Annotated in this window: 22 protein-coding genes and 2 pseudogenes; 22 read left to right on the top strand and 2 right to left on the bottom strand. The window is 43.6% G+C overall.

The genetic code is table 11. The annotated features are described in order from the left end of the window. The first annotated feature begins 215 nt into the window (after window positions 1-215). The 18 genes and pseudogenes from H6F66_RS04490 (at window position 216) to H6F66_RS04405 (ending at window position 12,621) form a co-directional block, all read left to right on the top strand. Window positions 216-698 carry a DUF4168 domain-containing protein gene (locus tag H6F66_RS04490; protein WP_190418648.1) on the top strand — a complete coding sequence of 161 codons (483 nt, stop codon included), beginning with the start codon at window positions 216-218 and terminating at the stop codon, window positions 696-698. Between the two features lie 47 nt (window positions 699-745). Then, a complete protein-coding gene (gene ureE, locus H6F66_RS04485; RefSeq protein WP_190418646.1) occupies window positions 746-1,177 on the top strand; it encodes an urease accessory protein UreE in 432 nt (143 codons plus the stop codon). Between the two features lie 114 nt (window positions 1,178-1,291). Then, a complete protein-coding gene (locus H6F66_RS04480; RefSeq protein WP_190418644.1) occupies window positions 1,292-1,957 on the top strand; it encodes an urease accessory protein UreF in 666 nt (221 codons plus the stop codon). Between the two features lie 39 nt (window positions 1,958-1,996). Then, window positions 1,997-2,614: an urease accessory protein UreG gene (gene ureG, locus H6F66_RS04475; protein WP_190418641.1), complete on the top strand. Its 618-nt coding sequence runs from the start codon at window positions 1,997-1,999 to the stop codon at window positions 2,612-2,614. Window positions 2,615-2,755: 141 nt separating this feature from the next. After that, the gene (urtA, locus tag H6F66_RS04470; RefSeq protein ID WP_190418639.1) at window positions 2,756-4,084 is read left to right on the top strand and encodes an urea ABC transporter substrate-binding protein; all 1,329 of its coding nucleotides are present in this window, start codon (window positions 2,756-2,758) and stop codon (window positions 4,082-4,084) included. Between the two features lie 414 nt (window positions 4,085-4,498). After that, complete coding sequence (gene urtB / locus H6F66_RS04465) at window positions 4,499-5,659, top strand: urea ABC transporter permease subunit UrtB (RefSeq protein WP_190418637.1); 1,161 nt, start codon at window positions 4,499-4,501, stop codon at window positions 5,657-5,659. A gap of 31 nt (window positions 5,660-5,690) precedes the next feature. After that, window positions 5,691-6,818, top strand: a complete 1,128-nt coding sequence (urtC, locus tag H6F66_RS04460; RefSeq protein WP_190418635.1) for an urea ABC transporter permease subunit UrtC — start codon at window positions 5,691-5,693, stop codon at window positions 6,816-6,818. A gap of 98 nt (window positions 6,819-6,916) precedes the next feature. Then, window positions 6,917-7,666 (top strand): urea ABC transporter ATP-binding protein UrtD, encoded by a 750-nt coding sequence (gene urtD / locus H6F66_RS04455; RefSeq protein ID WP_190418632.1) that lies wholly within the window; start codon window positions 6,917-6,919, stop codon window positions 7,664-7,666. A gap of 18 nt (window positions 7,667-7,684) precedes the next feature. Further along, complete coding sequence (urtE, locus tag H6F66_RS04450) at window positions 7,685-8,383, top strand: urea ABC transporter ATP-binding subunit UrtE (RefSeq protein ID WP_190418630.1); 699 nt, start codon at window positions 7,685-7,687, stop codon at window positions 8,381-8,383. 103 nt (window positions 8,384-8,486) lie between these two features. Then, window positions 8,487-9,029: a Uma2 family endonuclease gene (locus H6F66_RS04445; RefSeq protein ID WP_190418628.1), complete on the top strand. Its 543-nt coding sequence runs from the start codon at window positions 8,487-8,489 to the stop codon at window positions 9,027-9,029. A 92-nt stretch (window positions 9,030-9,121) separates the two neighbouring features. Then, window positions 9,122-9,685 carry a Uma2 family endonuclease gene (locus tag H6F66_RS04440; RefSeq protein ID WP_190418625.1) on the top strand — a complete coding sequence of 188 codons (564 nt, stop codon included), beginning with the start codon at window positions 9,122-9,124 and terminating at the stop codon, window positions 9,683-9,685. Window positions 9,686-9,710: 25 nt separating this feature from the next. Next, a pseudogene (locus H6F66_RS04435) lies at window positions 9,711-9,869 on the top strand (LL-diaminopimelate aminotransferase); the annotation flags it as partial. A gap of 127 nt (window positions 9,870-9,996) precedes the next feature. Continuing rightward, window positions 9,997-10,509, top strand: coding sequence for a hypothetical protein (locus H6F66_RS04430; RefSeq protein WP_190418623.1), 513 nt, complete (start codon window positions 9,997-9,999; stop codon window positions 10,507-10,509). 115 nt (window positions 10,510-10,624) lie between these two features. After that, a complete protein-coding gene (locus H6F66_RS04425; RefSeq protein WP_190418673.1) occupies window positions 10,625-10,855 on the top strand; it encodes an addiction module protein in 231 nt (76 codons plus the stop codon). Continuing rightward, window positions 10,852-11,145: pseudogene (locus H6F66_RS04420) on the top strand (type II toxin-antitoxin system RelE/ParE family toxin). Before H6F66_RS04425 ends, H6F66_RS04420 begins: the two are co-directional and overlap by 4 nt. Before the next feature lie 201 nt (window positions 11,146-11,346). Next, on the top strand, window positions 11,347-11,916 hold the full coding sequence (locus H6F66_RS04415; RefSeq protein WP_190418621.1) for an HdeD family acid-resistance protein: 570 nt from the start codon (window positions 11,347-11,349) through the stop codon (window positions 11,914-11,916). Window positions 11,917-11,950: 34 nt separating this feature from the next. Then, a complete protein-coding gene (locus H6F66_RS04410) occupies window positions 11,951-12,157 on the top strand; it encodes a hypothetical protein (protein WP_190418618.1) in 207 nt (68 codons plus the stop codon). Between the two features lie 50 nt (window positions 12,158-12,207). Next, window positions 12,208-12,621 (top strand): hypothetical protein, encoded by a 414-nt coding sequence (locus H6F66_RS04405; RefSeq protein ID WP_190418616.1) that lies wholly within the window; start codon window positions 12,208-12,210, stop codon window positions 12,619-12,621. 25 nt (window positions 12,622-12,646) lie between these two features. Here H6F66_RS04405 and H6F66_RS04400 read toward each other — a convergent pair whose 3' ends face one another. Both H6F66_RS04400 and fmdA read right to left on the bottom strand, forming a co-directional pair. Next, complete coding sequence (locus H6F66_RS04400; protein WP_190418614.1) at window positions 12,647-12,922, bottom strand: zinc ribbon domain-containing protein; 276 nt, start codon at window positions 12,920-12,922, stop codon at window positions 12,647-12,649. Between the two features lie 105 nt (window positions 12,923-13,027). Further along, window positions 13,028-14,215, bottom strand: coding sequence for a formamidase (gene fmdA / locus H6F66_RS04395; RefSeq protein ID WP_190418612.1), 1,188 nt, complete (start codon window positions 14,213-14,215; stop codon window positions 13,028-13,030). Window positions 14,216-14,850: 635 nt separating this feature from the next. Here fmdA and H6F66_RS04390 point away from each other — a divergent pair. From H6F66_RS04390 to H6F66_RS04375, 4 genes are read left to right on the top strand one after another with little or no spacing between them, the layout of a single operon-like run. After that, on the top strand, window positions 14,851-16,956 hold the full coding sequence (locus tag H6F66_RS04390) for an ATP-binding protein (RefSeq protein WP_190418610.1): 2,106 nt from the start codon (window positions 14,851-14,853) through the stop codon (window positions 16,954-16,956). A gap of 33 nt (window positions 16,957-16,989) precedes the next feature. Next, window positions 16,990-17,814 carry an urease accessory protein UreD gene (locus tag H6F66_RS04385; protein ID WP_190418608.1) on the top strand — a complete coding sequence of 275 codons (825 nt, stop codon included), beginning with the start codon at window positions 16,990-16,992 and terminating at the stop codon, window positions 17,812-17,814. A gap of 48 nt (window positions 17,815-17,862) precedes the next feature. Further along, entirely contained in the window at window positions 17,863-18,165 is a 303-nt protein-coding gene (gene ureA / locus H6F66_RS04380) for an urease subunit gamma (RefSeq protein WP_190418606.1), read from the top strand. 9 nt (window positions 18,166-18,174) lie between these two features. After that, on the top strand, window positions 18,175-18,957 hold the full coding sequence (locus tag H6F66_RS04375; protein ID WP_190418604.1) for a class I SAM-dependent methyltransferase: 783 nt from the start codon (window positions 18,175-18,177) through the stop codon (window positions 18,955-18,957). Window positions 18,958-19,161: the final 204 nt, after the last annotated feature.

The following is a 19,161-nucleotide window of genomic DNA, read 5'->3' as shown; positions in this document are numbered from 1 at the left end:
GTAACGCACTAAAACCCTTAAAATATCTCTCCATAAACGTGCGTTACAGCTTTGGACTCACGCGCCCTACATCTGGGATCTGGAAGTGCATCTGTGAAATTTAGCAAATTATTTATAAATGCTTCCTCCCTACCTGGAACTTCTCACCCTTAAAATAGTTCAGAAAATGTAATGCACGTACTGCTTTAGTTTCCTATTTTTGGCTGCACTAGATCATGATGACTTCCTTCTGTTCCCGCCGTTACGTGAATCGAGTCTTATCCCAATGCCTAAGTGTGGGAACTTTCGCCACCCTAAGCCTGCTATTGGGAATCGCACCGGGTATCTCCGGGGGCTACCATACTGTAGAGTTTAATTCTGTGGCATACGCTCAAGCTTCTAATGTTACTAATGAGGAAGTAACTAAAGTTGCCAGAGCTATCTTGGCGATGGAGCCTGGTCGCCAATCTGCCTATAATGACATTAAGAAACTTGTGGGCAGCCCTCCGAATATTATTTGCGGCAGACCTAATACTTTGCGATCGCTGCCTAAAAATGCTCAGGCAATTGCCAGAAATTATTGTCAGCAGTCGCAAAAGATTATCCAGAGCAATGGTCTGACAAATGAACGATTCAACCAAGTTACCATTGCAGCGCAGAGCGATAAGGATCTACAAACACGGATTCAAAATGAAATGCTTCGTCTGCAATCTAACTAAGGGCGATCTTTGAGGATCTCTTTCTTTTGTCTTTACCTTTTTAAGCGATGCTAAATATAACGCAACGCTTGAGTGCTGAGCCTGATGTAGAAGTTAGTTTTACTCTGGCTCTGACAGCCGAGGAGCGTACCCGCAGCCGCTATCGCTTTGAAACGCCTTCAGGTGAAGCTTTGTATCTACGCTTACCTAGAGGGACGGTGCTGCGCGATCACGATCTCCTCCAATCTGAAACCTGTGATGTTGTAGTGAGAATTGCTGCTAAACCGGAACCAGTTCTCACGGTGACAGCTAAACAGCCCCTAGATTTGCTGCGTGCGGCTTATCATCTGGGGAATCGGCACGTACCGATAGAAATTGCTCTCACCTATTTAAGACTATCTCCTGACCCAGTTTTGCAGGCAATGCTGGAACATCTAGGGGTGGAGGTACGAGAGGAAATCGCACCTTTTCAACCTGAACCAGGTGCTTACGGACATTAAAAAGGGACTGGGGACTGGGGACTGGGGATTGGGGACTAGGTAAGACTTTTTCCCAATTCCCAATTCCTCAATCCCCAATTCCTCAATTCCCAATTTCCCAATCCCCAATCCTCAATGAGCAATTTACTGTGTCTGTTACAGCTTGCTAGTCCAGCATTACCAGTGGGTGCCTATAGCTATTCCGAAGGTTTGGAAACGCTAGTTGAGGCTGGTGTAATTGATAATCGGCATCTGGGAGACTGGCTAAAGCAGGAACTGCGCTATGGGGCAATTCGGTTGGAGGCGGCGATAGCGATCCGCGCCTATCGAGGTGCAGAAGCTGGCGATTTGGCGGCTTTAAGTTACTGGAATGCTTGGTTATCTGCTGCTAAAGAAACTCAAGAATTACGAGAGCAAAGTTGGCAGATGGGGCGATCGCTTTTGAAATTATTTCTGGAACTACAGCCGCAGGTGCAGTTAATGGCCGATGCTGTGGGAAATCCTTGTAATTATGCGATCGCATTCGGTATCGCGGCGCAAGAGTGGCAAATTGAGCTAAAGCAAGCAATGTTGGGATATTTACACAGTTGGGCCACGAATGCGATCGCATCTGGAGTGAAACTGATTCCCCTGGGACAAACCGCTGGGCAACAGCTACTCTTTGAACTGCATCCAACTATACGTGATGCTGCCAATGAAATTTTAGCTTTAGAGGATGACGATCTCGGTAGTTGTGGCTGGGGATTAGCCCTGGCGAGTATGGCACACGAAACCCAGTACACGCGACTATTTCGCAGTTAACGTAAGATTAGTAATTAGCCATTAGCGATTAGCAATCCCATGAGTGCATTTCGGGTTGGCGTAGCAGGGCCAGTGGGTTCGGGAAAAACTGCCTTAGTTGAGGCGATGTGTAAGGCCATGCGGCAGAGATACCACATTGCTGTCGTCACCAATGATATTTATACGCAGGAAGATGCACAGTTTTTAGTGAAAAGTCAAGCATTGGAAAGCGATCGCATCCTCGGCATAGAAACTGGCGGCTGTCCCCATACCGCCATCCGCGAAGACGCTTCCATGAACATAGCCGCCATCGAACAGATGGAACAGCGGTTTCCAGATTTAGACCTAGTATTTTTAGAAAGTGGCGGCGACAACTTAGCTGCAACCTTTAGTCCCGAACTCGTAGACTTGACAATTTACGTAATTGATGTTGCAGCAGGTGACAAAATTCCCCGCAAAGGAGGCCCTGGCATCACCAAGTCAGATTTGCTGGTAATTAACAAAATTGACCTTGCCCCTCTAGTGGGAGCTGATTTGGGCATCATGGAACGAGATTCTAAGAGAATGCGCGGGGAAAAACACTTTATATTTACAAATTTGAAGACTCAGCAAGGATTAGACGCTGTTTTGAACTTTATCCGTTTGAATATGGGAGAAATTCCCCAAACAGCAACCTGACCTTATCCTTCAATGATTGTTAAAAATCAGCGTTTTGTATCCAAGACTACAATGTTTTCCTAGATCATCGCTCTAATATCACTCCTTAGCTGTGTATGTTCTCTATCATTGGGCTGATTCAGCCAGGAGTACAGTATTGGTATGGCAAAGCGATTAGGGCGACGTAAATTTCTTCTATACGGTTCTGCCACTCTAGGAACCAGTATTCTTCTCAAGGCTTGCAGTGGGACTTCCACCACTAATCCCAGCAGTCCAACAGCTGCTTCTCCCTCTCCCGGCGCGACTACCGTGGCCGCTGCTGGTGGAGGAGACACCATTAAAGTCGGGATTTTACACTCCCTCAGCGGTACGATGGCAATTAGCGAAAAAAGTGTCGTCGATGCCGAAATGTTAGCAATTGACGAGATTAATAAAGCTGGCGGCGTACTAGGCAAACAAATTCAACCTATTCAAGAAGATGGTGCCTCCGACTGGCCTACTTTTGCAGAAAAAGCCAGAAAATTAATTGATCAAGATAAAGTTGTCACCGTTTTTGGGTGTTGGACTTCTGCAAGTCGTAAAGCTGTACTGCCAGTATTTGAAGAGAAAAAACATATGCTCTGGTATCCCGTACAATACGAGGGACAAGAGTGTTCTAATAATATCTTCTACACTGGCGCTGCCCCAAATCAACAAATTGAGCCTGCGGTTGATTGGTTGTTGCAAAATAAAGGTAAAAGATTCTTCCTCATAGGCTCCGACTACGTTTTCCCTCGCACCGCTAACACCGTCATTAAAGAGCAATTAAAAGCCAAAGGCGGCGAAACCGCAGGTGAAGACTACTTACCTTTGGGTAATACAGAAGTCACGCCCATCATTACCAAAATAAAAGCAGCACTGCCAGAGGGCGGAGTAATTTTTAATACTCTTAATGGTGATAGCAACGTCGCTTTCTTCAAGCAGATGCAAGGTGCAGGATTGAACCCAGATAAATATCCGGTAATGTCTGTAAGTATTGCCGAAGAAGAAGTTAAAGCAATCGGTACAGAATATCTCAAAGGTCATTACGCTGCTTGGAATTATTTCCAAACTGTGGACACTCCTGCTAATAAAAAGTTTGTCGCAGCCTTTAAGGCAAAATACGGAGCAGACCGGGTAACAAATGACCCGATGGAAGCAGCGTACATTGCTGTTTATTTATGGAAGCAGTCTGTTGAGAAAGCAAAAACGGCTGACGATATAGAAGCGGTTAAAAAGGCCGCTGTAGGTCAAACCTTCGATGCTCCAGAAGGCAGAGTGACACTGGAAAATAACCATCACTTAGCGAAGTTTGTGCGACTTGGTGAAGTGGCGGATGACGGTCTATTTAAGATTGTCTACGAGACACCGAAAGCAGTATCTCCTGTTCCCTGGAACCAGTTTGTTGCTGAAACTAAGGGATATGCCTGTGACTGGACTGATTTGAAGAAAGGCGGTAAATATAAAGCCTAAGCTGTCCAATTATTAGCTTGTTGTCCTTTATTCTTATCTATTGTCTTCAGTAAAAGGATAAAGGACAGCTAAAAAAGCTAATAAACTTAAACATAGCTAGTAATTGCGCTCGTTTTTCATGGAAATATGCGATTGTTTAGTCGCTATGTATTGCCTGCTAAAATTCGCATCTGGAATAATATGCTTTATGCAATAGGCTATATGAAACTTTGCAATTTTAAGTAGTAGGTGTACATCGAAGGAAAACTATTCAGTAGTCGAAATAACTGTAAGTTTTTTAGGATGGTAAGGAGTATAGTAGGCTGATTGTTTATTACCAATTACCAGAAGTAAAGTTAGATACCTATCACCTGCTTATCTAAAAAGGTAAGCTGCAACAAAGGCGATGCAAATCAATTAATTGGGAGAAAGCTAGTGCTGCAAGTAGTGTTAGATGCCATATTTAACGGGATTAGCATCGGTGCTGTTTTACTAATTGCGGCGCTGGGTTTAGCCATTGTATTTGGGCTGATGGGTGTCATAAACTTAGCTCACGGCGAGCTAATAATGCTGGGAGCATACACAACTTATGTTGTGCAAAATGGTTTCAAGATATTGGGGAAACCTTGGTTTGAACTTTATATCTTTTTTGCCCTAATTTTGGCTTTTTTGGTAGCATCTGCTGTGGGATTAATTCTGGAGCGTGGGGTAATTCGTTATCTTTACGGACGACCTCTAGAAACACTGTTGGCAACTTGGGGCGTTAGCCTGATTTTGCAACAGTTCGTCCGCAGCGTTAACTGGGTGCTGATAATTGAAATTGGTGTATTTTGTATTTTGTTTTTCGGCGCTTTGAGGATTCTGTCTCGTCGCGCAGATTTTGAAAGAATTCGCCCTTGGGTAATAGTAGTAATGTTACCTGTTTCGTGGGAAATTGCTGCGAGAATAGGTAAACTTTTGGGGGAAACTTATAAACTGGCTGTGACTAAGGCTTGGTTCGGCGCTCAAAATGTTGATGTAACGGCTCCTAGTTGGCTACGAGGTGGATTGCCGTTAGGTAGCTTTCAGCTACAATATGCACGACTTTTTATTATCGTGCTAACGATTCTTTGTATTGCCGGAATTTACTTGTTTTTACAACGTTCGTCTTGGGGTTTGAGAATTCGGGCAGTGACGCAAAATCGCAGTATGAGTGCTTGTTTGGGAATTCCTACAGAGAAAGTGGATGCACTGACTTTTGCGTTGGGTTCGGGATTAGCTGGTGTTGCAGGTTGTGCGATTAGTTTGCTGGGTTCTGTGGGGCCAAATACTGGGCAGAATTATATTGTCGATACGTTTATGGTGGTAGTTGTGGGCGGTGTTGGTAAGTTGGTGGGTAGTATTGTGGCTGCGATCGCGATCGGTATGGCAAACTATCTCATCGGTTCTAATACTCTGGCGCTGTGGCTTGCTCCCATTAAACCGCTCTCGGATTTCTTTTCATTTTTCGCTACGACAAGTATGGCGAAGGTGATGGTTTTTGCTTTGATTATTGCTTTTCTTCAAGTGCGTCCGGGGGGAATTTTTCCCCAGAAGGGACGCACGGTTGATGCTTAGAACAATCTAAAAAACTGCGAAGGCGCGAAGGATGCGAAGAATGAGAAAGAAAGGAGGCCAGTTAGTATTAATAGAGGTGGGGGTGGTCGTAGCGATCGCTCTTATCTTAATCTTGGTGATGCCAGCGGTTCTTTCTGGGTTTCGTCTCACTTTGCTGGGGCGTTTTTTGGCGTTAGCGATCGCTGCTTTGGGTATTGATTTAATCTGGGGCTACACTGGTATGCTCAGTTTGGGGCATGGGGTGTTTTTTGCCCTTGGCGGTTACGCTTTGGGGATGCACTTGCAATTAGCGCCTTTGAATGACGGTTTACCAGAATTTATGTCCCTCTACGGGGTGACGGAGTTGCCTTGGTTTTGGCAGCCGTTTTACTCGCTTGGCTTGACTGCTTTGGCGGTGGTAATAATCCCAGCTATATTAGCCGCAATTTTGGGATATTTGGTATTTCGCAACCGCATTCGCGGCGTATACTTTTCGATTTTAACTCAAGCAGCAACAATTGTTTTTTTCAACTTCTTCAACGGGCAGCAAAAACTGTTTAACGGCACCAATGGTTTAACTAACTTCAAAACTATTTTGGGAGCAACTGTCAGTGATAGTAAGACACAGGTTGTTTTCTACACTCTCACAGTGTTGTTTTTAGTGGCATCTTACGTCCTGTGTCGGTGGTTGACAAAAGATCGTTTTGGACGCTTGCTAATTGCTATTCGAGATGATGAAAGCCGAGTGCGTTTTTCTGGCTATAACCCTACCGGATATAAAGTGATTGTATTTGCAATCTCTGCTGCTTTAGCGGGAATTGCTGGTGCCTTGTTCACTATCCAAACAGGTTTGATTTCACCGAAAGCGATGGATATTGCTTTTTCGATTGAAATGGTAATTTGGGTAGCAGTGGGAGGTCGTGCCACTTTGGTAGGCGCAATCCTAGGAACACTGGTGGTCAACTTTGGCAAGACTTTTTTGAGCGAAAAATATCCGGATAGTTGGCTATTTTTCCAAGGTGCCTTATTCCTAATTGTGGTGACAGTTCTTCCCGATGGTTTGATTGGCTGGCTGCGATATCAAGGTTTGGATAGAATGCGATCGCTCTTGGGATTCCGTAAACAAGTCGCCACATATCCTAGCCTGGAAGCAGAAATTAGCACTCAGAATGATGAGTAAATTTTTTACCGCAAAGGACAACAGAGGTAAGTGCAAAGTTATTGCTTATTCCCTGTCAACCTCTGCACCTTCCTTTGCATCAATTTGCGTTAAAAAATATGAACAATAAAATACTAGAAACTGAAAATGTAACTGTTAGTTTTGATGGATTTAAAGCACTAAACAACCTCAATTTCAACATGGATGTTGGAGAATTGCGAGTGGTAATTGGCCCCAATGGTGCAGGTAAAACAACATTTCTGGATGTCATCACTGGCAAGGTAAAACCGACAGAAGGGCGAGTGCTATTCAAGGGGAGAAATGTTAAAGCTTTCTCAGAATATCAAATCGCCCGTTTGGGAATTGGCCGCAAATTCCAAACCCCCCGCATTTACTTGAATCTAACACCACGCGAAAATTTAGAAATCGCTTGCAATCACAATAAAAATGCTCTCTTTACCCTATTTAGTCGTCCCTCTAGTGCTGAACATAGCAAAGCGATCGCGTTGCTAGAAACCATTGGGTTGACGGCTAAATCAGATATTCTTGCTGGGTTACTTTCTCACGGAGAAAAGCAACGTCTGGAAATTGGGATGTTAGTCGCTCAATCTCCTGATTTGTTGCTTGTTGATGAACCTGTGGCTGGGTTAACTGATGAAGAAACCGAAAACATTGGTAATTTACTTCTAGCTCTAGCTCAAAGTCATTCTATTCTGGTGATTGAGCATGATATGGAATTTGTCCGCCAAATTGCTCGTAAAGTTACGGTACTGCACGAGGGTTCAGTCTTGTGTGAAGGAAGCATTGAGGAAGTGCAGAATGATCCTCGCGTGATTGAAGTTTATTTGGGACAGCAATTAGTGTCTTGATGTTGAATTAAAATTCAAATGCTGCAAATTACTGGTTTAAATGTTTACTACGGTGAAAGTCACATTCTCTGGGATGTAGATTTGAGCGTACCTGCGGGACAAATGGTTTGTCTAATTGGCCGCAATGGCGTTGGTAAAACTACTTTGCTCAAGACAATTATGGGGTTGATAAAGCCCCGCACAGGCACGATTACTTTTGCAGGTAATTTGATAAATGCCAACTCGACCGATCAAAGAGCAAAGCTGGGGATTGGCTATGTTCCCCAAGGACGGGAAATTATTCCGCGTTTGACAGTGAAGGAAAATCTATTGCTAGGTTTGGAAGCTAGACGCGATCGCGCACGCAGTCAAGAAATTCCAGAGGAAATCTTTGCCCTTTTTCCAGTCTTAAAATCCATGCTTTCGCGCATGGGTGGCGACTTGAGTGGAGGACAACAACAACAACTAGCGATCGCACGCGCTTTGATGGGAAAACCGCAGTTACTCGTATTAGACGAACCCACCGAAGGCATCCAACCATCTATCATTTTGGAGATAGAAGCCGCAGTGCGCCGGATTGTTGAATCTACAGGAATTTCTGTTTTATTAGTAGAACAACACTTGCATTTTGTGCGCCAAGCAGATCGTTATTATGCAATGCAAAAAGGCGGCATTGTTGCCTCTGGTTCTACTAGCGAATTGAGCCAAGATGTAATTGAGAGATTTCTCGCAGTGTAATGGCGCGGTTAGCTTTGCACAGAATAGGACAGCACAGAATAGGACAGCTAGACTGTCTAAAAACGATACCATTGACTTGTAACAGGCAATCTTACGAATCTTGATGGCTACCACTAAGCAACGCCTCGCACTGCAAGACTTCCTAAAGCTGCCGAATATTGAGGAGTCGCCAGCTTGGGAGTTTGTGGACGGACAAGCCAATCAAAAACCTATGCCCACAGCCTTCCACAGCATCTTGCAAAAACGCCTGACGGCTGCAATTGACCAAGCGGACTCATCCTACAAAGCTTTTCCAGAGTTACGCTGTATCCTAAGCAGCAATTCTGTCGTCCCTGACATTACAGTTATTCACCAAGACCGAGTCCCTTCTGAGAATATCGCTGTTGAAGGTGCGCCTGATTGGATGATTGAAATCCTCTCTCCCGACCAAAGCACTACTAAATTGATTGTCAAGATTCAAACTTGCTTGCAGGAGGGGACACAGCTAGGGTGGCTGATCGATCCGACAGAACGGGTAATTATCATCCTATGGCCCGATAATCGGATTGCTCTGTTGAGAAATAGCGATCGCTTGCCTGTCCCCCAGGATATCCCATTAGAATTGACGGTTGATCAAGTGTTTGGCTGGTTACGTCGGGCAAGCTGAGGGTATGTAATGATAAGTCTCAATAGTTGCGGTGGGTAATGCTCACCCTGGATAGCTATACTTGCATTCAGCATAAATCGAAGTAACATCAAATGGTACAAACACCCGCTAAACCTCTTAGTTTAGAAGAGTTTCTGAAGCTACCGGAAACCGAACCAGCCAGCGAGTACATTGACAGTCAAATTATTCAAAAGCCAATGCCGCAGGGAGAACATAGCACCATCCAAGGTGAACTAATTATTGTTATTAATGCCGTCGTTAAGCCCAAGAAAGTTGCACGGGCATTTCCAGAACTGCGGTGTACGTTTGGTGGAATATCAATCGTGCCAGATGTAGCAATATTTACCTGGGAGAGAATTCCCCGCAAGGAAAATGGCGGTGTAGCCAACGTATTTCAAGTGGCTCCTGATTGGATAATTGAAATCTTATCTCCCGACCAAAGCGCTACAAAAGTTATCAAAAAAATCCTGCATAGTCTTAACCATGAAACCCAGATGGGTTGGCTAATCGACCCAAATGAGCAGACGATTTTCGTTTATCAACCCAAGCAACAGCCAGAGGTGTTTGACGAAACAGAACAGCTACTTCCCGTCCCGTCATTTGCAAGCGAACTCCGCTTGACAGTAGGCGACTTATTTGGCTGGCTATTTGAATAATAATCCCTGATGGCTTATCCAGTTAGATTTCTTCGATAAGTTGCTGCAAACTTGCAATGTTGTCGGAACTCCTGGTTCTGGTTTCGGTGCTGCGGGTGAAGGTTACTTCCGCATTTCGGTATTTAATAGCCGAGAAAATGTGAATAAGGCAATGAAGCGAATTACCGAGAAGTTTAAAGTCTAGGCACGCTCGTTGCTGATAGAATAGAATGATTGGGTTGAGAAGAAACTCGCATCCCAAGCGTCAAGATACTTTTTTGATTTGTTCATGTTAACCCAATCTACTAACCTAGTAATTAGAGAGAATAAAAATGACAAAAGAAAGTGACGAACAATCTATGAATCATAGTTGGAAAGTTCATAATCGAACATCAAAAAATGATTTTGAATGTGCGCTCATAGCTTACTGGGAGGTAAGTTTTGATCCGATTAGTGATGACTATACCCCTGAAGAAATTGACGCTTACGAGTTATTAAAAAAATGGTTAAAACAAGTTCAGAGTAAATACCCAAATGGATTAGTTCCTATCTACTGGTCTGTTAAGTCGAAAGAACACGCTATTTTCGAGTTTATGCCCTTCCAGTTCAAACACTCAGCAGGTATGTTTAGAGAAGATTTTCTGACTTTCTTTACTTGGCCTGTCAACTCCATGACAGGTGAGCGATTGAATTGGCTTATGCTTCCGGTAGCAGATAAATTGTGGAATTCTAAGCGTGCCGATAAGGGCGGATTTATTCAGGAAGCTACAGGCTGGAAACCTGCTGTCCTTCAGCCCTATATTTATCTGCCTGCACTGATGAACATATTGGACAAGCAGCAATAGGGTAGACAATGCCTAGCCCTGTTAAAGTGCAAATAAACAAATTTTCGTGTCATGAATTCCCAGCTAGCGATCGCTCTATTGCTAGACTGTGGATAACCTCAAATTCTATGTGATTATGGTATCGATTGAGCAACTGATGAAGGAAGCTCTATCTTTGCCGAGTGCGTCAAGAGCGCTCCTGGCAGAGAGGCTAGTTGAAAGCCTTGAATTCGACGTTGACGAAACGATTCAAGCACTTTGGACAACTGAAGCCAAGAATCGTAGGGACGAAATCCGAAGTGGCGTGGTTCAGCCAATTCCTGGGGAAGAAGCGTTGGCTGAGGTAAGGCGGCTCCTAGAGCAATGAAGTATGTATTTCACCCGGCAGCATTAACTGAATATGGTGAAGCGGTACAGTTTTATGCACAGAATCGAGTTGAACTAGCACAAGCATTTATTAACGCGGTTGAGGATGCAATCTTCCGAATTATCGAGTTTCCCACTCGTTGGCGCATAATTGATGAAGATATTCGTCGATGCTTGACGCGCAAATTTCCCTATGGAATCCTCTAGACAATTGAGCAGGATCTCATTCTAATTGTGGCAGTGATGCACTGTAGTCGAGAACCTGGGTACTGGAAAGATCGAGTTAGATAGAAACCACCGGATGTTTAAAGAGTTACTGCAACTTTGATATATGCGATCGCTCCCATGAATTGCCGGAAAAGTGCGATCGCAAACTATATCAGCAGGTAGAGCTTGATATAGCAGAGTGGTCTACCTTAAGGCTCTACCCGGTTCTTGAGAAATTTTCTAGGGTGAAGGTATAGCCCACTCAAGCATAGAAAAAAGAGTTTTATGACAACCGACGTTTCTACTGACATCAACAAGAACAAAAATATTAATGGATCGCTCTTGACTGGCGCTCTCTTGATTGTTTTGGGGATAGTTGCGATCGCTGTACCTAACGTCTCGACAATTGTCGCTGAGACTTGGATTGCTTTGATCCTATCTAGCGCAGGAGTTGCCAAGGCAGTCTACGCATTTCAAACCCGCGATCAAGGAGCTTTCATTTGGAAACTCTTATTGAGCGTCCTATACATTGCCACAGGCGTGATGCTATTCTTTTACCCCTTAACAGGTGTCCTGACACTGACCCTGTTGCTAGGTAGCTTTTTGCTGACAGAAGGTGTATTCAATCTAATCCTGGCATTCCGGGTGCGTCCGCAACAGAATTGGACATGGGTACTGACAGACGGGATTATTACCTTGGTGCTGGGTGCAATGATTTGGTTCCAGTGGCCCTTCAATGCGCCTTGGCTGATTGGGACGCTAGTTGGTGCGAGCGTTCTGTCCACGGGAGTTTCCCGCGTGATGCTGTCACTTAATGCGCGTTCTGCCTTGAATCAGTCTAACCAAGCTGCTTGAGTCTAAAACTCTGTAATCTGGCGTAAGGCGGGTAATGCACTGCAAGAAAATTACCCGCCTTCTCGACAGAAGCGATCGCATCCTGATTAACTTCTCATTCTCAACCAGCCAAAAATTTGCTCCGCTGTCAATTGAAGAGGAACACTTTCTAACACAGCTAAACGCTCGCTTCCCGGAGACAATTCTGGTTGTTGGTTTGGTAGGAAAATTAGTAAAGAGCGATCGCCTGTGCCGCAAATGAGTAGCGCCTATATGCCAAGATCAACAGAGTAGCGATCGCAAACCTGATCAATGTCTTCAACTCATCCTCCTCTCGATATTCGATTCCAACGCCTGCGCGAGGTACGTGCTGCACTACTGCGCCTTCATAAGAGACTACTCGACTCCGAACGTGAGGGTTACGAGCAGTCTCACGGACGCATTCGGTCAAACGGAGAGTTTCTTCGGCTTGTTCTCGAAGATGAATGGTTTAGCTGGCTGCGTCCGTTCTCTCAATTTATCGTCAAGATTGACGAAGCCTTGAGTCCCAAAGAGTCTATAACATTACAAAAAGCTGACGAGCTGTTAAAGGAAGCTAGTTCCTTGCTTACTCCTTCAGAAGAGGGAAGCGACCGAGAGCAGCGTTACTATCGAGCCATTCAACGCGATCCAGACATTGCATTCATGCACGCACAAATATCAAGGCTATTAGCGACTGAGAGTTAACTGAGCTGCTTGCCTTTTGTCTAAATTAATGACCTATCATCCAAGGGCGTGCATCATGATGATTGTGGTACTTAGAGGATGATGGTTCTGTTGCTTGCGATCGCTTCGCTATCGTTGGTTCTGCACTTTGCTCCACCCGCCGCCGTAAAGTCGAAGGTGTTGTAATCAGGCCTGGTGCTGAGTAAACCCGTTTGGAGATGCGATCGCAAGTAGGGCACAGCTTAGGATTAAGCGTTTCACTCATCTTCAACCATTCCTCAAAAACACCGCAGCTTTCACATCGAAATTCGTAAAGTGGCATAGCTTTATAATCTCCGTATTAGACATTTTTAGCCAATTGAAACAGCACTGGAAAGTTGGAGGTTTAAAATTTTAACCTTCAACCTTCCAATTTTCTAACCTTTAACTAAGTTGGCAGAACATTTCGTTCAAAAATTGCCGTTGGAACCGCAATCGTACAACAAGCGTTTGGAATATCTACAATCCCGCTAATTCGACCTTCACAGGGTGCCGAACCCAACAACAAATAAATCTGTTCGCCCGTGTAACCAAACTTTTTGAAGTACTCAATAGCATTTAAACAAGCACGCCTATAAGCAACGTGAGCATCCAGGTAATATTGTTTGCCTGTAAATTCGTCAACTGAAATTCCCTCAAACACCAAATATTCTGAGTAACGAGGTTCAACTGGCCCCGGCTTAAAAATAGGGTTAGTTAGCGCGTACTTTTCTACACCACCCTTAATTAATTCCACATGAAGATCGATGTAGCCAGCCATCTCAATTGCGCCGCAAAATGAGATTTCGCCGTCCCCTTGGGAAAAGTGAGTATCTCCCATTGAAAGTTTCGCACCTTCAACATAAATGGGGAAGTAAATCCGCGAACCTTTTGACAAATTTTTGATATCGCAGTTTCCACCATGTTCGCGGGGTGGAACAGTGCGTGCTGCTTCTTTCGCCACTCGGTCATATTCTGCACCTTTCAACGATCCAAGAATGGCATTTTTTGGGTTTGGTAATTCTGCCAAAGCAGGAATTTCCGGTTTCCAAACCGGGCCCCCACTTGCTACCAGTTCAGCTTCTCGTTTGTTCCACTTTGCTAACAGTTCGTGGGAGGGGGCGCAACCAATCAAACCAGGGTGTGGAATTCCGGCAAATTTCACATCGGGAATATGACGGGATTTTGTATAAATTCCTTGAATATCCCAGATTGCTTTCTGTGCTATTGGATAGTGATCTGTGAGAAAACCGCCGCCATTTTCTCTGGCAAAAATACCAGTAAAACCCCATTCATAATCGGGAAGTGTTCCTACGTCCAACAGGTCAACTACAAGAATATCTCCCGGTTCCGCACCATTAACATGAATTGGCCCGCTCAAAACATGAACAACTGACAAATCTACATCTCGAACATCGTCAGAACTATCATTGTTTCCAATTTGTCCGTCTGTCCAATCTTTGCATTCTATGCGGAATACATCACCAGGATTAACAGAAACTACTGCCGGAATATCCGGATGCCAGCGGTTATGACCAACTACATCCTGTTCTGTAAATGGCTTTTTTAGGTCTACTTTGAAGAGAACTTCGGGCATTGTCTTTCCCTTTTGTTTTGTATGGGTTTAACCTGAGAGAGTTAACGGTTTTGGAGCTTATATCATGTTTCAGATATCTTTTGTGCTGCTTGTGTTTCTTTTTGTAAAAAAGCACAAAAAATATAAAACTATGTATTGCATCAACTTTTATTAATGCTTAGCTGGTAAGCTGACAGGAAATATTTAAAAATAAATTTTTTTATGTAGCTGTAGTAAAATATACAAATGTGCTTTATACTTTTTATATTAATAAAAGTAAACGAATCGAGTAAAAATATAAAGAAAACGTTGTTTTTTCGCTAGTATGCAAGGAAATAGTTTAATAGAAAAAGGATTTTCGGTTAAAGTTAGTTTGCAGGGAGCCATAGTCCCAGTATTATTGAAACCTTAATAAGAATATTTTTTGGCTAAACCTTGAGTTGGTATTAGGACATCCGGATACTTAAGACTATTGTGAGAAAAATTTTACCTAGTATGGCATAGAGGAACAAGATGGTTCACAATCGAGGAATCAGCGCTCGCCATCGTTCGCTAAAATGCTATAACCACTTCACCCCTACAGAAGCTAAACTGTGGAAAGCCTTCAAAGATATTACCCCTCGTGCGACATCACACGGCACCCAGTTAAATCGAAAATGTTACAGCGGCTGCAAAAGCTTAAACCAAAGCTGCTAATTTTTACCTTTGGAGCATCATTACTGCCAGTCATGTTCCTGAGTGCTGTGGCGTGGCGATTTGTGCAGCAGCCGCTTGTTGACTTAGAAAAAACTAGGCTCGACGATCAAGTACTAGCCTTTCGCGGATACACAGCTGCTACTGAGAAAGGGTTACAAAATTTATCCTCAGGCTATGCGCTCTGGAGCGATCTGTTTAATGCCATTAGACAAAAAGATCGGAATTGGATCAAAAAAGAGGTATCAGATCAACTTCTGCTGTCTACTGATGTAGATGCAGTGGAAGTGATTAGTAGTTCTGGAGAGGTTTTGGGAGAGCGGGGTGACGCTTTGCGGATTCCTACTGTGGTTGAACGAGTCAACGCCTTAACCACAACTGGCAAATTTGAGGCGGAATTGATTGATACTAGATCGAATCAAATGTTGCTGCTATCAGTAGCGCCCATCTACCGCAGCGACGCTACAGGCAAATCACCCGGAACTTTGATTTTGGGTCAGAATTTAGATGAAGCCTGGTTGCGTAAATTTCTCAATTTTTCCCAACCAACTACTAAGCTAAAAATCATTTCTTTAGATGGTAAGCCGCTGGTTTCTAGCTATGTCCAAGCCAACATCGACTCTTGGGAAGCAACTAACTTAAAGTCGCAGGTTTTACCGGAAATTAAAAAGGGCGAAGCAGTTTATCGAATTGAACCGGGGTCTGGTTTGAATACAGTTTATGCTCCCATCACTTCGGGAGATAAACCTATAGCAATTGCCAAAATTCAGATTGTCTCCAAGTATTTTAATCAAGCATCCATCAACCTCAGCCGCGCGATCGCAGTTGGGTTGGCTTTGGCTATTATGCTTTCAGTAGCGATCGCGCACCTACTTTACAAACAAATCGGTAAACCGATTATCCAACTAGCAGAACGTAGCAAAACCCTAGCTGCTGGCGATTTGAGTTCCCCAATTCCCGGTATTCATGCAGGTGGAGAACTCAGTCAACTTGCTAATGCCTATCAAGAAATGGCCCAAGCGCTCAAAACTCTAATTGACAACCTAGAGCATCGAGTTGCAGAACGCACTCAGGAACTAGAGCAAGCGCGTCAAACATTAGAAGACCGAGTGTATAAGCGAACGCACGAGCTTTGGAAAAAGAATTATCAATTGCAGCAAACTCAGGATCGACTAGAGCATCTTAACAAGCAATTAACTATCAAAGCTGAACAATTGAGCCAAGCCTTATCCCAGTTAAAAAGAGCGCAATCTCAACTGATTCAAACTGAAAAAATGTCTGGTTTAGGTCAATTAGTTGCGGGAATTGCTCACGAGTTTAACAATCCTATTAATTTTATTTACGCAAATCTAGTTTATGTCAATGGCTACACAGAAGAGTTACTTGAACTCATAAACCTATACGAAAAACGCTACCCAGATCCGGAAATTAAACAACATACAGAAGCAATTGATCTGGATTTTTTAACCACTGACCTACCTAAAGTAATAGGTTCAATGAGGTCAGGCGCTGACCGAGTTCGGGAGATTGTCCAGTGCTTGCAAAACTTCTCCCGCCTCGACCAAGCCGGTATCAAGCGCGTTAATATTCATGAGGGAATTGATAACACATTGCTGATTTTGCAGCATCGCTTACATTCTTCAGGCGACAGCATAGAAGGCGACAGTCTCAATATTGAAGTAATTAAGCAATACGGTAATTTGCCATTAGTGGAATGTTATCCGGCGCAGCTAAATCAGGTCTTTATGAATATCCTCATCAATGCCATTGATGAATTAAAAAATCTCAAACTCAAGTCTAATAAACAAATTACTATTAATACGCAAATTGGGGGGAAAAACCTAATTTTAATTACAATTAAAGATAACGGTTCTGGTATTCCTTTACAAATTCAGCCAAAGGTGTTTGACCCATTCTTTACAACAAAACCTGTCGGTAAAGGCGTAGGTTTAGGGTTAACTGTTTCCTATGAGATTATCGAACAGCATCAAGGAAAAATTAAAATAATTTCCGAACCAGGACAGGGAACAGAGGTAGTAATTGAGTTACCGCAGGAAATTAAACAATAAAATTGGTGCTATTAAATATATCAGCAATTAATAATGAACGCTGGATGGCATGGCAAACTTAACTTAGTGTACGCTCAACGGGGAGGTACTACCCAACTAATTCACTCTCAACATCAAGCGCCCCTGAAGGTGCAGCGACCGTTTTATCCTGAAGGAGAAGAGGTTTGTCATAGTGTAATTTTGCATACAGCAGGGGGAGTTGTGGGAGGCGATCGCTTATCCATCGACTTGCGCCTCGAAGACAATGCACGAACCTTGATCACCACCGCAGCCGCAGGTAAAATTTATCGCAGCAATGGACTACAGGCAAGACAAAATATTGAAATTCAGGTAAATACTGGTGCTGGCGTGGAGTGGCTACCGCAGGAAACTATTATTTTTGATGGCGCGATTTATCGACAAGACTTGAGAGTAGAATTAGCTCTAGGAGCAACCTGGCTCGGTTGGGAGATTACGCGGTTTGGTCGCAGTGCTAGAGGAGAAAGATTTTGCTCTGGAGAGTGGCGATCGCATACCGAAATCTGGCAGCAAGGACACCCCCTTTGGATCGAACGGCTTTGGCTACCCGCAAGCGAAGAAATCTTCAACAGTCCTCACGGCTTGGCAGGACAGCCAGTTGTCGCCAGTCTCGCTTGGGTGGGACAATCGGTGTCATCGGAAATTGTAGAAAAGGCGCGAAACTTGTGGCAAGGACAACCCCACCAAGCAGGTGTCACCCGGCTACCGCTTGGGTTATTGTGTCGCTATCGTGGTAGTTCTACCGCCCAGGTGCGAAAATGGTTTACAGACATCTGGCATCTACTGCGCCTATCTTTTAGCGAACGTCCTGCCTGTATACCTAGAGTTTGGCAGATTTGAACGAACCACTTCAGGCATAGAGAACGCAGAGGAGTTTGAGGGGAATTAATGCAACTCACGCCACAGGAAAAGGACAAGTTATTAATTTTTACGGCTGCCTTGTTAGCAGAACGCCGCAAGGGAAGAGGCTTAAAGTTGAATTATCCGGAAGCGGTTGCCTATATTTCTGCGGCAATTTTGGAAGGTGCTAGAGATGGACGCACTGTTGCAGATTTAATGAGTTATGGTACAACGCTGCTAACGCGAGAAGATGTGATGGAAGGTGTATCAGAAATGGTGCATGAAGTGCAGGTGGAAGCAACGTTTCCTGATGGCACAAAACTGGTTACAGTTCACAATCCAATTTCTTAGAAGGTGTCTGTGAGTAATTTAAGAAGCGATTTATATTCAGCCTTCTACTATACAGATCCGGCTCCCATAGTTGAGTTTCTGCAATGGTTAGCTGTTTCCTATAATGTATCAAATCCGCCACGAATTTTAGATATCGGTTGTGGCCCAGGCCGAATGCTGCCTGAGTTTGCCAAATTAGGCTGGGAAACAACAGGAATGGAACCCGACCCAGATTATCTTTTTCAAGCTACTGAAGTAGCAGAATCTTGGGAAAACGTAACCGTACAGCCTGGTGGTTTTGGTGATATCGAAGCAGAAGAAAAATTCGATATTATTGCCGCCATTAATGGACCTTTTTACTACTTGTTAAAGCTTGAAGATAGAATTGATGCCTTACAGCGAATGTTTCAAGCACTGAAACCTGGGGGTATTATGTTTCTGGCTATGGCTAATTTTTTGTGGATTCTTAAGAATTTTAAACCGCAAATTAAGAGAACAACAACTGTCAACGGCAAAAAAATTCAACTGGTGGTGAATCACTCTATAGACTTTCATAATAGTATTTTTATTGCTGAAGATATTTTTAGCAATGATATAGAAGAAGAAACGTTTAACATTTTTAACGACAACCCAGAAGAAGTAGTTGACATTGTTGAAGTTAGTAAATTTGCTATAATTCAACCTTCAGAGTTGCTGTATTTTGTTCAAAAGACTGGTTTTAAAAATATCCAAACTTATAACAGTTACAAAGCTAGAAAAAGCGAAAAATTAACGAGTTCGCATATGATGCTTTCTGCCCAAAAACCGATATAGAAAATTGAGAGGGTAGGTTTAGGGCGTGGCATTTGAGGAACAAAACCCAATCTACAAGCTATTTTTAAGTAAATTATATTAGTTAATACTACAGGGTAAGCTCATCTAATTTGGTATAAATTGTACTTGACAATAAATCTGGGGTCTGAGAAGTGAAAAAACAAGCAATGCGAGCGCCGGAAAATCTCCAGGAGTAGGCTGATA

It is taken from the genome of Trichocoleus sp. FACHB-6, assembly GCF_014695815.1.
Lineage (GTDB): Bacteria > Cyanobacteriota > Cyanobacteriia > Cyanobacteriales > FACHB-T130 > Funiculus > Funiculus sociatus.
The sequence above is the reverse complement of the archived record's forward strand: the minus strand, read 5'-3'. Positions and strand labels throughout refer to the sequence as shown.

Excerpts from the sequence above, each read along its gene's own strand:
- urtD (WP_190418632.1), top strand. The coding sequence starts at position 6,917 with ATGAACAATAAAATACTAGAAACTGAAAATGTAACTGTTAGTTTTGAT.
- H6F66_RS04410 (WP_190418618.1), top strand. The coding sequence starts at position 11,951 with ATGCACTGCAAGAAAATTACCCGCCTTCTCGACAGAAGCGATCGCATC.
- H6F66_RS04445 (WP_190418628.1), top strand. The coding sequence starts at position 8,487 with ATGGCTACCACTAAGCAACGCCTCGCACTGCAAGACTTCCTAAAGCTG.
- H6F66_RS04490 (WP_190418648.1), top strand. The coding sequence starts at position 216 with ATGATGACTTCCTTCTGTTCCCGCCGTTACGTGAATCGAGTCTTATCC.
- H6F66_RS04430 (WP_190418623.1), top strand. The coding sequence starts at position 9,997 with ATGACAAAAGAAAGTGACGAACAATCTATGAATCATAGTTGGAAAGTT.
- H6F66_RS04440 (WP_190418625.1), top strand. The coding sequence starts at position 9,122 with ATGGTACAAACACCCGCTAAACCTCTTAGTTTAGAAGAGTTTCTGAAG.
- urtE (WP_190418630.1), top strand. The coding sequence starts at position 7,685 with ATGCTGCAAATTACTGGTTTAAATGTTTACTACGGTGAAAGTCACATT.
- H6F66_RS04480 (WP_190418644.1), top strand. The coding sequence starts at position 1,292 with ATGAGCAATTTACTGTGTCTGTTACAGCTTGCTAGTCCAGCATTACCA.
- fmdA (WP_190418612.1), bottom strand. The coding sequence starts at position 14,215 with ATGCCCGAAGTTCTCTTCAAAGTAGACCTAAAAAAGCCATTTACAGAA.
- urtA (WP_190418639.1), top strand. The coding sequence starts at position 2,756 with ATGGCAAAGCGATTAGGGCGACGTAAATTTCTTCTATACGGTTCTGCC.
- ureG (WP_190418641.1), top strand. The coding sequence starts at position 1,997 with ATGAGTGCATTTCGGGTTGGCGTAGCAGGGCCAGTGGGTTCGGGAAAA.
- H6F66_RS04425 (WP_190418673.1), top strand. The coding sequence starts at position 10,625 with ATGGTATCGATTGAGCAACTGATGAAGGAAGCTCTATCTTTGCCGAGT.
- H6F66_RS04405 (WP_190418616.1), top strand. The coding sequence starts at position 12,208 with ATGTCTTCAACTCATCCTCCTCTCGATATTCGATTCCAACGCCTGCGC.
- H6F66_RS04385 (WP_190418608.1), top strand. The coding sequence starts at position 16,990 with ATGAACGCTGGATGGCATGGCAAACTTAACTTAGTGTACGCTCAACGG.
- H6F66_RS04415 (WP_190418621.1), top strand. The coding sequence starts at position 11,347 with ATGACAACCGACGTTTCTACTGACATCAACAAGAACAAAAATATTAAT.
- urtC (WP_190418635.1), top strand. The coding sequence starts at position 5,691 with ATGCGAAGAATGAGAAAGAAAGGAGGCCAGTTAGTATTAATAGAGGTG.
- H6F66_RS04400 (WP_190418614.1), bottom strand. The coding sequence starts at position 12,922 with ATGCCACTTTACGAATTTCGATGTGAAAGCTGCGGTGTTTTTGAGGAA.
- ureE (WP_190418646.1), top strand. The coding sequence starts at position 746 with ATGCTAAATATAACGCAACGCTTGAGTGCTGAGCCTGATGTAGAAGTT.
- H6F66_RS04390 (WP_190418610.1), top strand. The coding sequence starts at position 14,851 with ATGTTACAGCGGCTGCAAAAGCTTAAACCAAAGCTGCTAATTTTTACC.
- ureA (WP_190418606.1), top strand. The coding sequence starts at position 17,863 with ATGCAACTCACGCCACAGGAAAAGGACAAGTTATTAATTTTTACGGCT.